This window comes from Nonomuraea sp. NPDC004354 (assembly GCF_053602555.1).
Genome location: NZ_JBSGDV010000013.1, coordinates 233,003 through 249,613, shown reverse-complemented (window position 1 = coordinate 249,613; position 16,611 = coordinate 233,003). Strand labels below are relative to the sequence as shown.

The 16,611-nt window shown below is 71.4% G+C and carries 18 protein-coding genes; 9 read left to right on the top strand and 9 right to left on the bottom strand.

Features of this window, described 5'->3' with window-relative positions:
- Nucleotides 1-11 precede the first annotated feature (11 nt).
- Nucleotides 12-1,406 (bottom strand): NAD(P)H-quinone dehydrogenase, encoded by a 1,395-nt coding sequence (locus ACWENQ_RS30875; RefSeq protein WP_452417328.1) that lies wholly within the window; start codon nt 1,404-1,406, stop codon nt 12-14.
- Nucleotides 1,407-1,464: 58 nt separating this feature from the next.
- On the opposite strand from ACWENQ_RS30875, the gene ACWENQ_RS30870 reads away from it, so the two are divergent.
- A complete protein-coding gene (locus ACWENQ_RS30870) occupies nt 1,465-1,917 on the top strand; it encodes a gamma-glutamylcyclotransferase (RefSeq protein WP_354906187.1) in 453 nt (150 codons plus the stop codon).
- On the opposite strand, the gene ACWENQ_RS30865 is transcribed toward ACWENQ_RS30870, so the two are convergent.
- Entirely contained in the window at nt 1,918-3,219 is a 1,302-nt protein-coding gene (locus ACWENQ_RS30865) for an MFS transporter (protein WP_449920146.1), read from the bottom strand.
- Nucleotides 3,220-3,328: 109 nt separating this feature from the next.
- Between ACWENQ_RS30865 and ACWENQ_RS30860 the strand changes: the two genes are divergently transcribed.
- Genes ACWENQ_RS30860 through ACWENQ_RS30845 form a run of 4 tightly spaced genes read left to right on the top strand, consistent with a single transcriptional unit; the run spans nt 3,329 to nt 8,001 of the window.
- The gene (locus ACWENQ_RS30860) at nt 3,329-4,294 is read left to right on the top strand and encodes an Lrp/AsnC family transcriptional regulator (RefSeq protein ID WP_354906190.1); all 966 of its coding nucleotides are present in this window, start codon (nt 3,329-3,331) and stop codon (nt 4,292-4,294) included.
- Nucleotides 4,291-5,595: a M20/M25/M40 family metallo-hydrolase gene (locus ACWENQ_RS30855; protein ID WP_449920143.1), complete on the top strand. Its 1,305-nt coding sequence runs from the start codon at nt 4,291-4,293 to the stop codon at nt 5,593-5,595. The genes ACWENQ_RS30860 and ACWENQ_RS30855 overlap by 4 nt, the downstream gene beginning before the upstream one ends.
- Before the next feature lies 1 nt (nt 5,596).
- Nucleotides 5,597-6,391 carry a purine-nucleoside phosphorylase gene (locus ACWENQ_RS30850; RefSeq protein ID WP_354906193.1) on the top strand — a complete coding sequence of 265 codons (795 nt, stop codon included), beginning with the start codon at nt 5,597-5,599 and terminating at the stop codon, nt 6,389-6,391.
- Nucleotides 6,388-8,001: a phospho-sugar mutase gene (locus ACWENQ_RS30845; RefSeq protein ID WP_452417327.1), complete on the top strand. Its 1,614-nt coding sequence runs from the start codon at nt 6,388-6,390 to the stop codon at nt 7,999-8,001. Before ACWENQ_RS30850 ends, ACWENQ_RS30845 begins: the two co-directional genes overlap by 4 nt.
- Before the next feature lie 4 nt (nt 8,002-8,005).
- Here the strand turns inward: ACWENQ_RS30845 and ACWENQ_RS30840 are convergent, their stop codons facing one another.
- The 3 genes from ACWENQ_RS30840 to ACWENQ_RS30830 form a co-directional block, all read right to left on the bottom strand.
- The gene (locus ACWENQ_RS30840) at nt 8,006-8,824 is read right to left on the bottom strand and encodes a MerR family transcriptional regulator (RefSeq protein ID WP_452417325.1); all 819 of its coding nucleotides are present in this window, start codon (nt 8,822-8,824) and stop codon (nt 8,006-8,008) included.
- Between the two features lie 87 nt (nt 8,825-8,911).
- A complete protein-coding gene (locus ACWENQ_RS30835; RefSeq protein WP_354906198.1) occupies nt 8,912-9,517 on the bottom strand; it encodes a PH domain-containing protein in 606 nt (201 codons plus the stop codon).
- Nucleotides 9,514-10,584 carry an adenosine deaminase gene (locus ACWENQ_RS30830; RefSeq protein ID WP_354906200.1) on the bottom strand — a complete coding sequence of 357 codons (1,071 nt, stop codon included), beginning with the start codon at nt 10,582-10,584 and terminating at the stop codon, nt 9,514-9,516. The genes ACWENQ_RS30835 and ACWENQ_RS30830 overlap by 4 nt, the downstream gene beginning before the upstream one ends.
- A gap of 79 nt (nt 10,585-10,663) precedes the next feature.
- Between ACWENQ_RS30830 and ACWENQ_RS30825 the strand changes: the two genes are divergently transcribed.
- The 3 genes from ACWENQ_RS30825 to ACWENQ_RS30815 all read left to right on the top strand — a co-directional run bounded on the left by ACWENQ_RS30825 (nt 10,664) and on the right by ACWENQ_RS30815 (nt 13,441).
- The gene (locus tag ACWENQ_RS30825; protein WP_449920134.1) at nt 10,664-10,981 is read left to right on the top strand and encodes an ArsR/SmtB family transcription factor; all 318 of its coding nucleotides are present in this window, start codon (nt 10,664-10,666) and stop codon (nt 10,979-10,981) included.
- Complete coding sequence (locus ACWENQ_RS30820; RefSeq protein ID WP_449920131.1) at nt 10,978-11,190, top strand: hypothetical protein; 213 nt, start codon at nt 10,978-10,980, stop codon at nt 11,188-11,190. Before ACWENQ_RS30825 ends, ACWENQ_RS30820 begins: the two co-directional genes overlap by 4 nt.
- A 121-nt stretch (nt 11,191-11,311) precedes the next feature.
- The gene (locus ACWENQ_RS30815; RefSeq protein WP_449920129.1) at nt 11,312-13,441 is read left to right on the top strand and encodes an MMPL family transporter; all 2,130 of its coding nucleotides are present in this window, start codon (nt 11,312-11,314) and stop codon (nt 13,439-13,441) included.
- Here ACWENQ_RS30815 and ACWENQ_RS30810 read toward each other — a convergent pair.
- The 4 genes from ACWENQ_RS30810 to ACWENQ_RS30795 are packed head-to-tail and all read right to left on the bottom strand — an operon-like array spanning nt 13,357 to nt 15,962.
- A complete protein-coding gene (locus tag ACWENQ_RS30810) occupies nt 13,357-13,710 on the bottom strand; it encodes a cupin domain-containing protein (protein WP_379570950.1) in 354 nt (117 codons plus the stop codon). The two genes, ACWENQ_RS30815 and ACWENQ_RS30810, sit on opposite strands and share 85 nt — an antisense overlap.
- 5 nt (nt 13,711-13,715) lie before the next feature.
- Entirely contained in the window at nt 13,716-14,318 is a 603-nt protein-coding gene (locus tag ACWENQ_RS30805; RefSeq protein WP_449920125.1) for an AMIN-like domain-containing (lipo)protein, read from the bottom strand.
- Nucleotides 14,319-14,337: 19 nt separating this feature from the next.
- Nucleotides 14,338-15,363 carry an NAD(P)H-dependent flavin oxidoreductase gene (locus tag ACWENQ_RS30800; RefSeq protein WP_452417324.1) on the bottom strand — a complete coding sequence of 342 codons (1,026 nt, stop codon included), beginning with the start codon at nt 15,361-15,363 and terminating at the stop codon, nt 14,338-14,340.
- A gap of 2 nt (nt 15,364-15,365) precedes the next feature.
- A complete protein-coding gene (locus ACWENQ_RS30795; RefSeq protein WP_452417323.1) occupies nt 15,366-15,962 on the bottom strand; it encodes a flavodoxin family protein in 597 nt (198 codons plus the stop codon).
- 49 nt (nt 15,963-16,011) lie between these two features.
- Between ACWENQ_RS30795 and ACWENQ_RS30790 the strand changes: the two genes are divergently transcribed.
- Entirely contained in the window at nt 16,012-16,557 is a 546-nt protein-coding gene (locus ACWENQ_RS30790) for a TetR/AcrR family transcriptional regulator (RefSeq protein ID WP_449920117.1), read from the top strand.
- Nucleotides 16,558-16,611: the final 54 nt, after the last annotated feature.

Below are 16,611 nucleotides of genomic sequence, written 5' to 3'. Positions count from 1 at the left end.
CGGCCCGGGTGTCAGATGCCGATCGCGGCGGTCGGCTGCATCAGCCTGCGCGCCGCCTCGGTGATCGACCCGGACAGCGACGGGTAGACCGCGAAGGTGTGGGCGAGCTGGTCGACCGTGAGCCGCTGCTGCACCGCGACGGACACCGCGAGGATCAGCTCGGAGGCCCTGGGCGCCACCACGACGCCGCCGAGCACGATCCCGGTGTGCGGGCGGCAGAAGAGCTTGACGAAGCCGTCGTTGAAGCCCTGCATCTTCGCCCGGGCGTTGGTCGACAGCGGCAGCTTGACGACGTTGGCCTCGATCTCCCCCGCCTCGATCTGCTTCTGCGACACGCCGACGGAGGCGATCTCGGGGTCGGTGAAGATGTTGGAGGCGACGGTCGCCAGCCGCAGCGGCTGCACCGCCTCGCCGAGCGCGTGCCAGACGGCGATGCGGCCCTGCATGGCCGCGACGGAGGCCAGCATGAGCACGCCCGTGCAGTCGCCCGCGGCGTACACGCCGGGAGCGGAGGTCCGCGACACCTTGTCGACCTGGATGAACCCGCCCCGGTCGAGGGTCACGCCCGCCTCCTCGAGCCCGAGTCCTGAGGTGTTGGGGACCATGCCGACCGTCATCAGCGCGTGGGTGCCCTCGGCGGTGCGCCCGTCCTCCAGCGTGACCACGACGCCGTCGGCGGTGCGCTTGACGGACGCGGCGCGGGAGCGGCCCATGACGTTCATGCCGCGCCGCCGGTAGACCTCTTCGAGGGCCTCGGCCGCGTCGGCGTCCTCGTTGGGCATCATGCGGTCGCGGGAGGAGACCAGCGTGACCTCGGAGCCGAGCGAGCGGTAGGCACCGGCGAACTCGGCCCCCGTGACACCGGAGCCGACCACGATGAGGTGCTCGGGCATCTCGTCGAGGTCGTAGAGCTGCCGCCAGGTGAGGATGCGCTCGCCGTCGGGCTCGGCGCCCGGCAGGATGCGGGGGGTGGCGCCCGTCGCCACGATCACCACGTCGGCCCTGATCGTACGGTCACCCGCGCGCACGACCTGCGGGTCGACCAGGCGCCCGCGAGCCTTGACGATCTCGACGCCCTCGGCGGCGACCCGTGTCCCGATGTCGGCCGACTGCGCCTGCGCCAGCTCCTTGACCCGCTTGTTGACCAGCGGCATGTCGACTTCGGCCGCCCCGACGTCACCGTCGGAGCCGCCGCTGTAGTGGACGCCCAGGGACGGCGCGTCGAGCAGCGCCTGCTTGCGGACCGAGGTCGCGATCAGGGTCTTGGACGGCACGCAGTCGGTCAGCACGCACGCGCCGCCGGGGCCGTCCTCTTCGACCATCGTGACTTGTGCGCCGAGTTGCGCGGCCACGAGGGCCGCTTCGTAGCCACCTGGTCCGCCACCGATGATCACGATCCTTGTCACGTGTCCTATTGTCCCGCATCTCGCAACCCGCCGACGAACGGGGCTACCCTTGGTGGCTGTGCCTGTCTACGCCGCCTATGGCTCCAACATGGACCCGAAGCAGATGGCCGTGCGCGCCCCCCACTCACCGATGCGCGGCGTCGGCTGGTTGCAGGGCTGGCGCCTGACGTTCGGCGGGGAGGACATCGGCTGGGAGGGCGCGCTCTCCACGATCGTGGAAGATCCCGAGGAGCACGTCTTCGTCGTCCTCTACGACGTGCCCGAGTGGGACGAGAACTCCCTCGACCAGTGGGAGGGCGCCGCCGGCGGCCTCTACCACAAGGTGCGGCTGCGGGTGCAGACGCTCGACGGTGAGGTCGTCGCCTGGTTCTACGTCCTCGACAGCTACGAGGGCGGCCTGCCCTCCGCCCGCTACCTCGGCATCCTGGCCGACGCGGCGGAGAAGGCAGGCGCCCCCGACGACTACGTGAAGGACCTGCGCGGCAGGCCCTGCACGTCGCTGGGCGGCTAGCTAGGACAGCGGCTGGTCCTTGGTCTCCTTCAGCGCGAAGACGTAGACCAGGGTCGACACCAACGCCAGGGCCGACATGTACCAGGGGAACAGTGCCGAGTTGCCGGCGTCCTTCAGCGCGGTGCCGATCAGCGGCGCCGTACCGCCGAAGATGGCGACGGTCAGCGAGTACGGGAAGCCCGCACCCGAGGCCCGCACGCGTGTCGGGAAGAGCTCGGAGTTCACCGCGGCCGAGATCGAGGTGAAGCAGCCGAGGAAGACCATGCCGATGAGCTGGATGGTCAGCAGGCTGGCGAAGGAGTTCGACAGCGCGCTGAGCAGCGGCACCGGCAGCAGGGTGAAGGCCAGGCCGAAGGCGATGAGCATCGGCCTGCGGCCGATCCGGTCCGACAGCATGCCGAGCACGGGCTGCAGCACCATGAAGAACAGCAGCGAGATCGTGCCGACCTGCAGGGACATGGCCTTGTCGAAGCCGACGTTCTGCTGGGCGTAGGTGGGCAGGAAGGTGGTCCAGGTGTAGTAGGCGACGGTGCCGGCCACGGTGATGCCGACGATCAGGGCGGCCTTGCTCGGGTAGCGGGTCAGGAACTCGAAGAGCTTGGGCCGTTCGGCCCTGCCCTCCTGGATCTCCTGCGCCACGGCGGAGGTCTCGTCGGCGCCCTTGCGGATCCACAGGCCGACCAGGCTGATGACGGCGCCGATGAGGAACGGGATGCGCCAGCCGTAGGCGTCCATGTCCTCCTTGACCAGCATGGTCGCCAGCAGGGCGGCCAGGCCGGAGGCGAGGAGCTGGCCGATGGTGGTGCTGACGTACTGGAAGCTGGAGAACAGGCCTCTGCGGCCCGGAGGGGCCGACTCGACCAGGAACGTCGTGGCGGCGGCGAACTCGCCGCCGACCGACAGGCCCTGGATGAGCCTGGCGAGGGTCAGGATGATCGGCGCCAGCACGCCCGCGGCCGTGTAGGTCGGGGTGACGGCCAGCAGGAGCGAGCCGGCGCCCATGAGCACGATCGTGAACGTCATCGCGGCCTTGCGGCCGAACCTGTCAGCGAAGGAGCCGACCAGCAGGCCGCCGAGCGGTCGCATGAAGAAGCCCACAGCGAAGATCGCGAACGCGCTCAGCACGGGGACGAGAGGGTTGTCGTTCTTGGGGAAGACCTGCTCGGAGAAGTACACGGCCAGGAAGCTGTAGGCGTACCAGTCGTACCACTCGACCACGTTGCCGACGTTGGCCGCCAGGAGCTGGCGGCCGCGGCTTCGGGGGATGCCGAGTGGCGAATGCTCAAGGGAGGGGGTTGCCACTGGGGCTCCTTTGCTTCGCGTGCGGGGATGGCTTACTGTGCATCCGGACGACCGAAACAGTCAAATATCTCGCCACATATTTACAAACCCGACATGGAGACAGCCCGAGGTGGACGTTCTCGACCGGCGCCTGGTCGCCGCGCTGCAGGTCAGCCCGCGCGCGTCGTGGGGTGAGATCGGCAGGGCGGTGGGCGAACACGAGCGCACGGTCGCCCGGCGGCTCCAACGGCTGATCGCCGAGGGCGCGGTACAGGTCACCGCGATCTACGACGACCTGCGCTCCGGCCACGGCCGTCCGGTCCACCTGCACGTCCAGGTACGGCCCGGCACCGCGGCCGCGGTCGCCGACGCCCTGGCGAGCAGGCCCGACACGCGTTCGGTCTACTCGGTGACCGGCGCGGCCGACATCGGCGCCGAGCTCGTCGCCCCCAGCAGGACCGCGCTGCACGAGATCCTCAACGTCGAGGTGCACGGCATCGACGGCGTCGCGGGCACCCAGACGCAGGTGGTGCTGCACACCTTCCGCACGGTGGCCGAGTGGCACGCGCCGTACCTCACCGAGCAGGAGGTGGCGCTGCTGCGTCCCCCGTCGCCGCCGGTGGAGCTGCCCGACCACGACGGGCTGTCCCCGCTGGAGAGCGAGGTGGCCGAGCTGCTGGTCAGCGACGGCCGGATCGGGTTCACCGCGATCGCCGACGAGCTGGGCGTCTCGGTGCCGACCGCCCGGCGCCGGGTCGCCTCGCTGCTGGAGCGGCGGCTGCTGATGCTGCGAGCGGAGGTCGAGCCCTCGCTGCTGGGCCTGGACGTCGAGGCGCAGCTGTGGCTGCGGGTCCGCCCGCACGGCCTCGACCAGGTCGGTGAGCGGCTCACCGGCGACCCCGGGGTCCGTTACTGCGCGGCCACCTCGGGCACCTACACCATGCTCGTCCAGGTGGCGGTCGCTCACGAGGCCGACCTCTACCGGTTCCTGACGGAGGTCGTCGGCCCGTTGGACGACGTCACCGACGTCAACGTCACCCTCATCACCCGCGCCTACAAGCGCGGATTCCTGCGCAAGAGCCTGGAGTACTCATGACCCCCGCCGAACTGGAAGTCGCCGAGCTGACCGCCGAGCTGATCCGCGTGGACAGCAGCAACTACGGCGACGGGAGCGGACCCGGCGAGCGCGCCGCCGCCGAGGTCGTCATGGCCCGGCTGGCCGAGGTCGGCGTCGAGGCCCACTACAGCGAGAGCGCTCCCGGCCGGGGCAACGTGGTCACCAGGATCGAGGGCACCGACCCGTCCCTGCCCGCCCTGCTGGTCCACGGGCACCTGGACGTGGTGCCGGCCAACGCCGCCGACTGGAGCGTCGACCCGTTCGCCGGCGAGGTCCGCGACGGCTACATCTGGGGCCGCGGCGCGGTCGACATGAAGGACATGGACGCGATGATGCTGGCCGTCCTGCGCCAGATGGTCCGCGAGGGCCGGCGGCCCAGGCGTGACCTGGTCTTCGCGTGGGTGGCCGACGAGGAGGCGGGCGGTGTCTACGGCGCCAAGTACCTCACCGCCAACCACCGGGACCTGTTCGACGGCGTGACCGAGTCGATCAGCGAGGTGGGCGGCTACTCGCTGGAGGTCGACCCGTCGCTGCGGCTCTACCTCATCGAGACGGCGCAGAAGGGCCTGGCCTGGATGCGGCTGGTCGCCGACGGCACGGCCGGCCACGGCTCCATGCTCAACGCCGACAACGCGGTGACCGAGGTGGCCAAGGCGGTGGCGCGGCTGGGCGGCCACGAGTGGCCGATCACGCTCACCCCGACCGTGCGGCGGTTCCTGACCGAGGTGTCCGAGGCGTTCGGCCTGCCGTTCGACCCCGAGGACCCGGGTCCCGTCCTGGACAGGCTGGGCCCGCTGGTCCGCTTCGTCGGCGCGACGCTGCACCACACGACCAACCCGACGATGCTGGGGGCGGGCTACAAGGCCAACGTCATCCCCGGCCAGGCGAGCGCGGTCGTGGACGGTCGCTTCCTGCCCGGCTACGAGGACGACTTCTTCAAGACCGTCGACGAGCTGCTCGGCCCGAACGTGCGCCGCGAGTTCGTGCAGCACGACATCGCGCTGGAGACGACGTTCGACGGCGCGCTGGTCGAGGCGATGATCGCGGCGCTGAAGGCGGAGGACCCGACCGCGCGGGCGGTGCCGTACTGCATGTCGGGCGGCACCGACAACAAGACCTTCTTCGCCGACCTGGGGGTGCGCGGGTTCGGGTTCGTTCCGCTGCGTCTGCCGAAGGACATGGACTTCGCGGCGATGTTCCACGGTGTGGATGAGCGTGTCCCGGTTGAGTCGCTCCAGTTCGGAGTGCGGGTGCTTGACCGGCTCCTCCTAAACTACTGAGATGACCTATGTGCACGCCCAGGAGGCCGCCGCCGCGCTGAGGAAGGCCACCGGGCTCGACGTTTTCGACGTGGCGCTCGTGATGGGATCGGGCTGGGTGCCCGCCGCGGACGCGATCGGCGACACGCTCGTCGAGCTGCCGGTGACCGACCTGCCGGGCTTCGCCCCGCCCGCCGTGGCCGGCCACGCCGGGAAGATCCGCGTCGTGCGCACCCCCTCCGGGCGCCACGCGCTGATCTTCCTCGGCCGCACCCACCTGTACGAGGGCCTCGGCGTCGAGCCGGTCGTCCACGGCGTGCGCACGGCATTGGCGGCCGGGGTGCGCACGGTGGTGCTCACCAACGCGGCCGGCGGGCTGCGGCCCGAGACCCAGAACGTCGGCGACCCGGTTCTGATCAGCGACCACATCAACCTGACCGGTGCCAACCCGCTGACCGGCGCCACCTTCATCGACCTCACCGAGGTCTACTCCGTGCGGCTGCGCACGCTGGCCCGGGAGGTCGACCCGTCGCTGGCGGAGGGCGTCTACGTCGCCTTCCGCGGCCCGACCTACGAGACGCCGGCCGAGATCAGGATGCTGCGCACGCTCGGCGGCGACATGGTCGGCATGTCCACGGTCCTGGAGGCCATCGCGGCGCGCGAGGGCGGCGCGGAGGTGCTGGGCATCTCGCTGGTCACCAACCCCGGCGCCGGCCTGGTCGGCGAGCCGCTCAACCACGAGGAGGTCCTCGAGGTCGGCCGCGCCACGGCGGCGCGGATGGGCGTGCTGCTGGCCAAGGTGGTCGACAAACTGTGAAGCTGAGGGACCAGGCGCTGGCCTGGCTCGCCCAGGATCCTGACCCCGAGACCAGGGCGGAGCTGGAGAGCCTGCTCGACGATCCCGCGGCGCTCACCGACCGTTTCGGCGCCAAGCTCGAGTTCGGTACGGCCGGCCTGCGCGGCGAGCTCGGCGCCGGCCCGAACCGGATGAACCGCGTCACCGTGATGCGCGCCGCGGCCGGCCTGGCCGCCGTGCTCGGCCCCGGCAAGCACGTGGTCATCGGCTACGACGCCCGCCACAAGTCCGACGTCTTCGCCAGGGACACCGCTGCCGTGCTGGCGGGCGCCGGGCTGCGCGCCTCGTTGCTGCCCGAGCCGCTGCCCACGCCCGTGCTCGCCTTCGCCGTACGGCATCTGGGCGCCGACGCGGGTGTGACGGTCACGGCGAGCCACAACCCGCCCCGCGACAACGGCTACAAGGTCTACTGGGGTGACGGGTCGCAGATCGTCCCACCGGTGGACGGCTGGATCTCGGCCGCGATCGACGCGGCCGCCCCCGTCGGCTCCTTGCCGCTCGGCGAGGGCGAGGTGCTCGACGCGACCGTCGTCGAGGCCTATCTGGCGGCGCTCGCCGAGCTGCCGCTGGGCGAGGCGCGTGACCTGCGCGTCGCGTACACGCCGATGCACGGGGTGGGCCACCGGACGCTTGTCAGCGCCTTCCGCGGGACCGGCTTCGACGAGCCTGCGACGGTCGCCGAGCAGCGCGACCCCGACCCTGACTTCCCCACCGTGGCCTTCCCCAACCCGGAGGAGCCCGGCGCGATGGACCTCGCGCTGGATCTGGCCGCGAAGATCGAGGCCGACCTGGTGCTGGCCAACGACCCCGACGCCGACCGCTGCGCGGTGGGCGTGCCGCTCGCCGGCGGCGGGTTCAGGATGCTGACGGGCGACGAGGTGGGCGCGCTGCTCGGCGAGCACGTGATCACGCACACCCGCGGCGACCGGCTGGTGGCCACCACGATCGTGTCCTCGACGCTGCTCGGCAAGATCGCCCACGCCCACGGCGTGCGGTACGCCGAGACGCTCACCGGGTTCAAGTGGATCATGCGGGCTGGTGAGGGGCTGGTCTACGGCTACGAGGAGGCGCTCGGCCACAGCGTCGGCGGCGAGCACGGCCTGCCCGTCCACGACAAGGACGGGATCGGCGCCGCGCTCACCGTCGCCGGCATCGCCGCCACGGCCAAGCGCGCCGGGCGCACGCTGCTCGACCTGCTCGACGAGCAGGCCAGGCGGTACGGCCTGCACGCCACGTCGCAGCTGTCCTTCCGCGTGGCGGACCTGGCGCTCATCGGCGGCGCCATGGCACGGTTGCGCGCGACACCGCCGGCGACGCTGGGCGGCAGGACCGTGGAGTCGTGGGACGACCTGGCGGCGGGCGAGGGCGGGCTGCCGCCGACCGACGGCCTGCGTTACCACCTGGCGGGGGACGCCCGGGTGGTCGTGCGGCCCTCGGGCACCGAGCCGAAGCTCAAGTGCTACCTGGAGGTCGTCGTCCCCGTGACGGGCGAGGTCGCCGACGCCCGCGCCGAGGCGGCGGCGGACCTGGAGACGCTCAAGGCGGACCTGCGCTCGGTCCTGGCGCTGTGAGGCGTCAGGTCTTCGCGATCTCCATCTGCAGCTCGTGCACCCACTCGTCCATGTCGGGCGGGCAGTGCAGGGAGACCTCGCGGGCCAGGCCGAGCGCCTGGTAGCCGTTCTCCTCGATCCAGTGGGCGAGCGTCTGGAAGGTCGGGCCGACGTTCTCCATCGGCCCCCGGTGGATGATGGTCGCGACCGTCTCGATGCCGGGCAGGTCCACGACCTCGAAGTCGTGGACCTCGCCCGCGTCGAGGTTGACGGGGAACGTCGCGTGCACCGTCACCGAGCCGTCCTCCTCGGCCAGGTAGTAGGCGATGCCGGGCCCCTGCATCGGCACGCCGACCGCACCGAGGCGTTCGCGGATCTGCCGGTAGAGCGGCTTGATGACGGGGCCGATGTCCTCGGTGTCGTAACTGGCCGCCCGCGCGCTGAGCTGCGCCACCCTGACCGGCGCCACCTTCTTGACCACGACGTCGTCGGCGCTCATGGCGCCCTCCTTCTCGATGGCGCGGAGCCTCGCCTCCACCCCGCGCAGCCTGGCCAGGTCGGCGCTGATCTGCGCCGCCAGCTGGGCGCGGCGCAGCCGTACCATGCCGTGCAGTTCCTCGGTGCTCACCCTGTCGTCGAGGATCGAGCCCACCTGCTCCAGGGTGAAGCCGAGATCCTTGAGCGCGACGACGCGGTTGAGCCTGGCCAGCTGCCCGGCCTGGTAGGAGCGGTAGCCGGTGACCGGGTCGACGTGCGCGGGGCGTAGCAGGCCGATGGCGTCGTAGTGGCGCAGCATCCGCACCGACACGAGGCCGAGCCTGGCGAAGTCTCCGATGCTGAACATGGCTGCTCCAGGTGTAGGGCCTCACACCGTGTCAGGGTCAACCCGCGACGTCCGGTCAGCCCGCGACGTCAGGTCAACCCGCGGCGGTCAGAGCAGGATGGCGACCACGACCAGGACCAGCGCGGCCGCGCAGGCCGCGAGCGCGTCGGGCGCCCAGACCGCGCGGACCTGGCCGGGCGCCGCGCCGCGCCGCTTGGCGCTCTCGGCGCGCTCGGTGATCTGCTCGGCCACCCAGTCGGCGTGCGTCCGGCCCGCCATGGCCTGCTGGGCGGCCTGCTCCCCCTTGGACAGGACGGGCTCGGTCTGGAAGCGCCCGCGCTGCCGGCGGGGGGCGCCGCGGCGACCGGCCTTGGCCCGCTCCCTCGCCGAGGCCTGCGGTGTCCACGCGCGCAGCACGTCGTCGCCGTGGGTGATGCTGATGGTGTGGGAGACGTGCACGTCGTCGATGGCCGGCCACGGCAGGAACGTGGTGCGCAGCGGGTTGCGCACCCGCAGCCCGTCCTCCACGAGGATCGTGGCGGGACGCAACGCCGTGACGTAGACGACGGCGGTCAGCACGCCCAGCACCGCCGCCGCCACGAGTGACGACTTGCCGCTGTAGCGGACGATCAGGTCGACGGCGTTGAACGCCACGAACGCCAGCCAGATCCAGCCGAGGACGAAGGCGGTCGCCGAGCGGTAGGTCTGTTTCATGCCTGCCACTTGAGCTGCGCGAACCCCGGCTTGATGACGCCGTTGATGAGCGAGAGCCGCTCGTCGAAGGGCAGGAAGGCCGACTTCATCGCGTTGACCGTGAACCACTGCAGGTCGTCCCAGCCGTAGCCGAACGCCTCGACCAGCTTGGCGAACTCCTGGGAGACCGTGGTGGAGCTCATCAGCCGGTTGTCGGTGTTGACCGTCACCCGGAAGTGGAGGCTGCGCAGCAGCCCGATCGGGTGCTCGGCGATCGAGGCGGCGGCCCCCGTCTGCAGGTTGGAGGTCGGGCACATCTCCAGCGGGATGCGCTTGTCGCGGACGTAGGCGGCCAGCCGGCCGAGCTTGGCGGTGCCGTCGCCGGCCACCGAGATGTCGTCGATGATCCGCACGCCGTGGCCGAGCCGGTCAGCGCCGCACCACTGGATGGCCTGCCAGATCGACGGCAGGCCGAACGCCTCGCCGGCGTGAATGGTGAAGTGAGCGTTCTCCCGCTGGAGGTATTCGAACGCGTCGAGGTGCCGGGTGGGCGGGTAGCCGGCCTCGGCGCCGGCGATGTCGAAGCCCACCACGCCGACGTCGCGGTAGCGGACGGCGAGCTCGGCGATCTCCATCGAGCGCGCCTGGTGGCGCATCGCGGTCAGCAGGGTGCCGACCTTGATGCCGGGCACCTGCCGGAAGCCTTCGAGCACCGCCTCCACGACCTGGTCGAGACTGAGCCCCGTGGTGGTGTGCTGCTCGGGCGCGTAGCGCACCTCGGCGTAGACGACGCCGTCGGCCGCCAGGTCCTCGGCGCACTCGGCGGCCACCCTGACCAGCGACTCGCGGGTCTGCATGACCCCGACCGTGTGGTCGAAGGTCTCCAGGTAGCGCACCAGCGAACCGGAGTCGGCGGCCTCCTCGAACCACTGCCTGAGGTTGTCAGGGTCGGTGGTGGGCAGCCGGTCGTAGCCCGACTCGCGGGCCAGATCGACGATGGTCTCCGCCCGCAGGCCACCGTCGAGGTGGTCGTGCAGGAGCACCTTCGGGGCCCGGCGGATCTCGGCAAGGCTGGGTCGCTGGCTCATCTCGTCATCCTATCGCTCCCCATCCGGCATTTGACGGCCACACTTCCACATGTCAGTCTTTTCTTACAGGTGAAAGGAGATGGCGCTGACCAGTGAAGAGCTGCTGGCGGTGCTGGCCGCCGTGGGCCACCCGCTGCGCCTGCGGGTCGTGGCCGAGCTGGCAGAGGGCAGGGTGCATGTCAGCGAGCTGGCCAGGCGCCTGGGCATCTCGCGCCCGCTGCTCTACATGCACCTGGAACGCATGGAGAAGGCCGGGCTGGTCGCAGGGGAACTGGAGCTGTCCCTGGACGGCAAGGCCATGAAGCTTTACCGGCTGCTCCCCTTCGACATCCACCTGACGGCGGGGACGATCCTCGACGTGCTGCAAGCCGATGACCAGGAAGGACCGACCGCTTGAAGGAAATCATCATCCCCGGCATGGTCATGGTGACCCTCGGCGCGGTCGCCCTGGGCAGCCTGGGGTTCTACTTCAGGCTCGTACGGCAGCGCGCCGAGACGGCCGCCGAACAGCGCTACCGGGAGCTGGCCGACCAGACCAACGCCAGGCTGGCCGAGCTGACCGACCGGGTGGCCGCCGTGGAACAGCTCCTGCGCAGCGTCGACTGACGCAGGACAAGCCCGGGGCGGCGAGTTGCCGCTCGCCGCCCCGGTTCAGGAAGTCGCGCGACCCACGCCGCTATGGCGTGCCTTCAACGCGCACGAACCTCCAAGGAAAGGAGAGCAGCTCATGCTGCTCGAACGCAAACCGCCGACCGTCAGAGCGGCGATGTGGAGCGCCACGCATCCGTGGCGGGCGATCGGCTGCTGGTTCCTGTTCGTGGCGCTCTGCCTGGCCCTCGGCTCGGCCGTCGGCACGAGGACCGCCACGAGCGCCGACTACCGCGTCGGCGAGGCAGGCCGCGCCGAGTCGATCGCCGAGGCCGCGGGCCTGGAGAACAGACCCGTCGAGCGGGTGCTGATCTCCGGCCCCGCCAAGGAGGCGGACGCGGCCGCCCGCGAGCTCACCGCCAGGATGGCGGCGCTGCCCGAGGTCGAGGACGTCGCCAGGCCGGTCAGGTCGGCGGACGGCGCGGCGCTCCTGGTCTCGGTCGCCATGAAGGGCGCCGAGCTGGACGGCAAGGCCAAGGTCGCCGCCCTCATCGCCCAGACAGAGGCGGTGCGGCAGGCCCATCCTGCGCTGCGCGTCGAGCAGACCGGCACGGCCTCCATCGGCAAGGGCGTGGATCAGCAGCGCGGCGCGGACCTGGCGCTTTCGGAGGCGATCACCTTCCCCGTCACGCTGGTCACGCTGCTGGTGGTGTTCGGCTCGGTGGTCATGGCGGGAGTGCCGCTCCTGCTGGCGCTCTCGTCGATCGCCGCAGCCGTCGGCCTGTCGATGCTGGTCTCGCATCTCTCGCCGGACGCGGGTGTGGGCACCAACGTCATCCTGCTGATCGGCATGGCCGTCGGCGTCGACTACACCCTGTTCTACCTCAAGCGCGAGCGCGAGGAGCGGGCGAAGGCGGGCGGCAGCCTCAGTTCGGAGGCGCTGGTCGAGCTGGCCGCCGCCACCTCTGGCAGGATGATCGTCGTCTCGGGCATCGCGGTGATCGTCTCGAGCGCGACCCTCTACCTCGCCGCCGACGTGGTCTTCTCCTCGCTGGCCACCGGCACGATCGTGGTCGTCCTCGCCGCCGTGGTCAGCTCGCTGACCGCGCTGCCCGCCCTGCTGGTGCTCATCGGGCGGCGGAGCGGGGGGCGGACGAGGAAGGTGCGTGAAGGGCGGTTGTGGAACGCCCTCCTCACACCCGCCGCCAGGCGTCCAGGGATCACGCTGGCCGTCTCCACGCTGGTCATGGTGGTGCTGTCCCTGCCGCTCCTCGGCATGGAGCAGCGGGTGCTCAACAAGGACAGCCACTCGCGCGAGATCCCCGCCCTGCAGACCTACGACCGGCTGACGACGGCCTTCCCCGACCTGCGGATCCGCCACCAGGTCGTGGCCAAGGCGGCACCCGGCCGGCGGGAGGAGATGGCGGCCGCCCTTCGCGAGCTGGGACGGCGGGCGCAGCACGACCCGCTGTTCACCGGGAAGCCCGTGCCCCGCGCGTCGGAGGACGGCACGGTCGCGGTGCTCGACCTGGCCGCGCCGTACCGGCTCAGTTCGGCCGAGGCGACGCGCTCGCTCGACCGCCTCAGGAGCGTCCACGTGCCCGCGACGCTCGGCGGCGTCCAGGGCGTCGAGGCGCACGTGTCAGGGGACATCGCCCGCGACGTCGACTACCTCGCCCACCAGAACGCCAAGCTGCCGCTGGTCGGCGGGGCGCTGCTGGTGGTGACCTTCGTGATGACGGTGGCGGTGTTCCGCTCGGTGGTCATCGGGGCGATCGGGGTCGTGCTGAACGTGCTGTCGGCGTCCGCCTCCATGGGCGTGCTCGCGCTGGTCTTCCACACCGTCGGCTCGCGGGTGCCGCTGTTCCTGCTGGTCATCCTGTTCGGGCTGTCGATGGACTACCAGGTGTTCGTCGTCAGCAGGATCAAGGAGGCTGTCGAGCGGGGCCTGACGACCAGGGAGGCGGTCATCGACGGCGTCGCCCGCTCGGCGAGCGTCGTGACGAGCGCGGCGGTCGTGATGGTGACGGTGTTCGCCAGCTTCGTCTTCCTGCACCTGGCCGAGATGAAGCAGATCGGCTTCAGCCTGGCTGTCGCCGTCCTGCTGGACGCGGTCGTGGTGCGCGTGCTGATCCTGCCCGCGGCGTTGCTGCTGCTGGGCAGGAGGAGCTGGTGGCCGGGGCCCTACTCGTCGCGGTTGGCGGTGTCGGGCGAGAACGCCGGCAGGCAGACCGCGACGTACTCGGCGCCGTCGGGCCCCACGCTGTAACGGATCTTCTCCCCCGGTTCGGACACGAACGACTGGCCCGCCGAAACCTCCGTGACACCTTCGGCGTGCTCGATCACGACGGTCCCGCGCAGCACGACCGTGTACTCGGTGAACTCGGGCGTCTGCGCGGGCTCCTCCCATCCTGGCGGCGCCGTCATGTGCGCGATGGAGACGGCCTCGTCGCCGCTGTTGACGCGGCCGATGTGCTCGTCGATGACCTTGCCGCCGGGAACGGGGATGCGGGTCGCCCCTTCGATCTTTCTCACCACACCTGTCAGTGTGCCACGTCTATCACCAGGCGATCGGGGCCGGTCAGCTTCGCCACCGAGAACGGGGCCCGGTGGTCGAGCACCAGGCCCACGCCGACCACGCCCTCGAAGTCGCCGGTCTTGACGACGTTCTGCACGTTGCCGAGCCCGGCCTGGAAGACGGGCCCGCCGGTCCAGGTCGGCGCGCCCTTGTCGGTGTGGGCGCGGGCGGGCTTGAGCGTCACCTGGAGGTAGGCGCCGCCCTTCACGTCGATCGGCTCGCCCGAGCCGTCCTGGACCAGTTCGTCGACCCAGCTGACGCTGTAGTTGGCGACGTCGCCGTCGAGGTCGATGACGACCCTGTCGAGGGATCCGTGGTCGGCGAACCTGACCGCCTTGACCTGGACGGCCTCACCGGGATCGCCCTCCACCTCGACGTCGGCGGTGCCGGTGGGCACGGGCATGGCCGCGCTCGGAGCCGACGTGGCGGAGGACGTGTCACCGGCGGCGGCGGTGGAGGCCGAAGGGCCGGCGCTGGGCGCCACCGAGGCGGTGGGCGGCGCGCCCGTGCCACATCCGGCCAGAACGGCCAGCCCGACCACGAGGACGCCAACGCGCGAAGACCGCATACTTCCTAGATGCCCTGGCTCACTCCGCGGTAAGCCCGGCCAGATCGGACAGGTACGCGGCGGCCTTGTGCCTCCTGACGAGCGGCGCGGCCTGTCCCGACCACAGGTTGACGTGCTCGGCGCCGCCCGCCCTGCGGATCGGCAGCATGAGCTGGTTCTGCGCGGGATAGGGCGGCACCACGTCCTCGAAGGCGGCCATCTCCCTGACGAACGTGTTGGGGATGGTGCGTGCCGTACGGCCGGAGAAGAGCCTGGTCAGGACGGTCACCCTGGCCTCGTCGCCGAGCAGCGCCCGCAGGTGCGCCTCCCCCACCGCCGACTCCTCGGTGACGAGGAAGCCGGTGCCGACCTGGACGGCGTCGGCGCCGAGGGCCAGCGCCGCCACGACGCCCCGCCGGTCGGCGATCCCGCCCGCGGCGATGACCGGGACCGAGACCTTGTCGGCCACCTGCGGGATCAGGGAGAAGGTGCCGACCAGCGACTCGCGCACCGGCCGCAGGAACGCTCCCCTGTGGCCGCCCGCGTCGCTGCCGGAGGCGACGATCGCGTCGAGCCCCGCCGCCTCCAGCGCGACGGCCTCGTCGACGGTGGTGGCGGTGCCGATCGTCACGACGCCCTTGCGCCTGGCCTCGGCCAGCACCTCGGCGGGCGGGACGCCCATCACGAAGCTGATCGCGGGTGGGGCGGCGTCCAGCAGGGCGGCGGCCTGCTCGGTGAAGTCGGGGGCGGGCGACGGGGTGGGCGGGGTGAGGCCGAGCGCGTCGTAGTAGGGCCGCAGCCGCTCCACGTCGGCCTCGGTCGCGACCGCGCCCTCCTCCTCGGGGTGCGGGACCCAGAGGTTGACGGCGAAGGACCGGTCCGTCGCCGCCTTCAGTTCGGCGACGAGGGCGGTGAGCCGGTCGGGGGGCAGGATGTGCCCGCCGTACGAGCCGAGGCCTCCGGCGTTGGAGACGGCGGCCGCCAGCGCCACCGACGACAGGCCGCCGCCGAACGGGCCCTGGACGACGGGGTGGTCGAGGCCGAGCAGCTCTTCCAACCGTCCCATGGTCACGCCACCGCCTGAACGCGCCGGCCGTGGGCGAGCTGGAGGGCCGTGGTGGCCACCCTGCGGCCGAGGTGCTCGGCGGTGCGCAGGTCGGACTCCAGCGGGGCCGCGTCGGGGCCGAGGTCGGAGGGGGACTGGGCCATCGCGCCGATGAAGGCGCCGAGGCGGTTGAGGTCCTCGGGGGAACCGGCCGAGCTGTAGAGCCAGCCGGGCGGCAGCCCGAGCGTCACCCAGTGCATGCCGTGCTGGGCGGCCAGGAGCGCCATCGACGTCAGGGTGTGCAGCTTGTCGCCGTTGACGCCGGCGGAGTTGGTGAACGCCGCGCCGACCTTGTCCCGCCAGCCCATCTCGGCCCAGACCTTGGAGCTGGCCTCCGCGAAGGCCTGGAAGGCCGCCGACTGGCTGCCCATGTAGGTGGGCGAGCCGAACACGATGGCGTCGGCCTCGGCCAGCGCCTGCCACAGGCCGTCGTCCATGGCGGCCACCTCCAGGAGGTCGGCCGTGGCGCCGGGAACGGAGCCGACGCCCGCCGCCACTGCGCGGGCCTGGCGGGCGGTGTGGCCGGAGCCACTGTGATACGCGATCGCAACCTTGATCATGCGGTCACAGTAGACGACCGGTCAACTATTTTTCAAGTATGCTCCTCGCATGGGACGACAGAGCAACGCCCGCGAGCGCCTTCTCGACGCCGCCTGCGAGCTGATCCACAGCCGTGGCTACGGCAGCATCGGCGTCGCGGAGATCTGCGCGAAGGCCGACGTCAGGAAGGGCAGCTTCTACCACTTCTTCGAGTCGAAGCAGGCGCTCACGCTCGAGGTGATCGACGAGCACTGGCGCAGGCAGCGGGCCGACTGGGTGGACACGCTCGCCGGCGCGGGGCTGGAACAGCTCTTCCGCGACCAGACCGAGGCCCAGCGACGCTCCAAGGAGACCAGCGGCGTCATCAACGGCTGCCTGCTGGCCAACCTGGCGCTGGAGCTGAGCAACCAGGACGAGGTCGTCAGGGCCAGGCTCGAGCAGATCTTCGACGAGCAGGTCGACCTGGTGCACGGCGCGCTCGGGCCGGGCGCCGAGCGCGCCACGGCCAGGGCGCTGGTCGCCCAGCTGGAGGGCATGGTGCTCTTCGCCAAGATCTCCAACGACCCCGCGGTCCTGGACGACCTGTGGCGGCAGGCGCGCCTGCTCATGACATGACGAGAACGGCCTCCCCGCGCGGCGGGGAGGCCGTTGTCGGCCGGGACGGGCGGA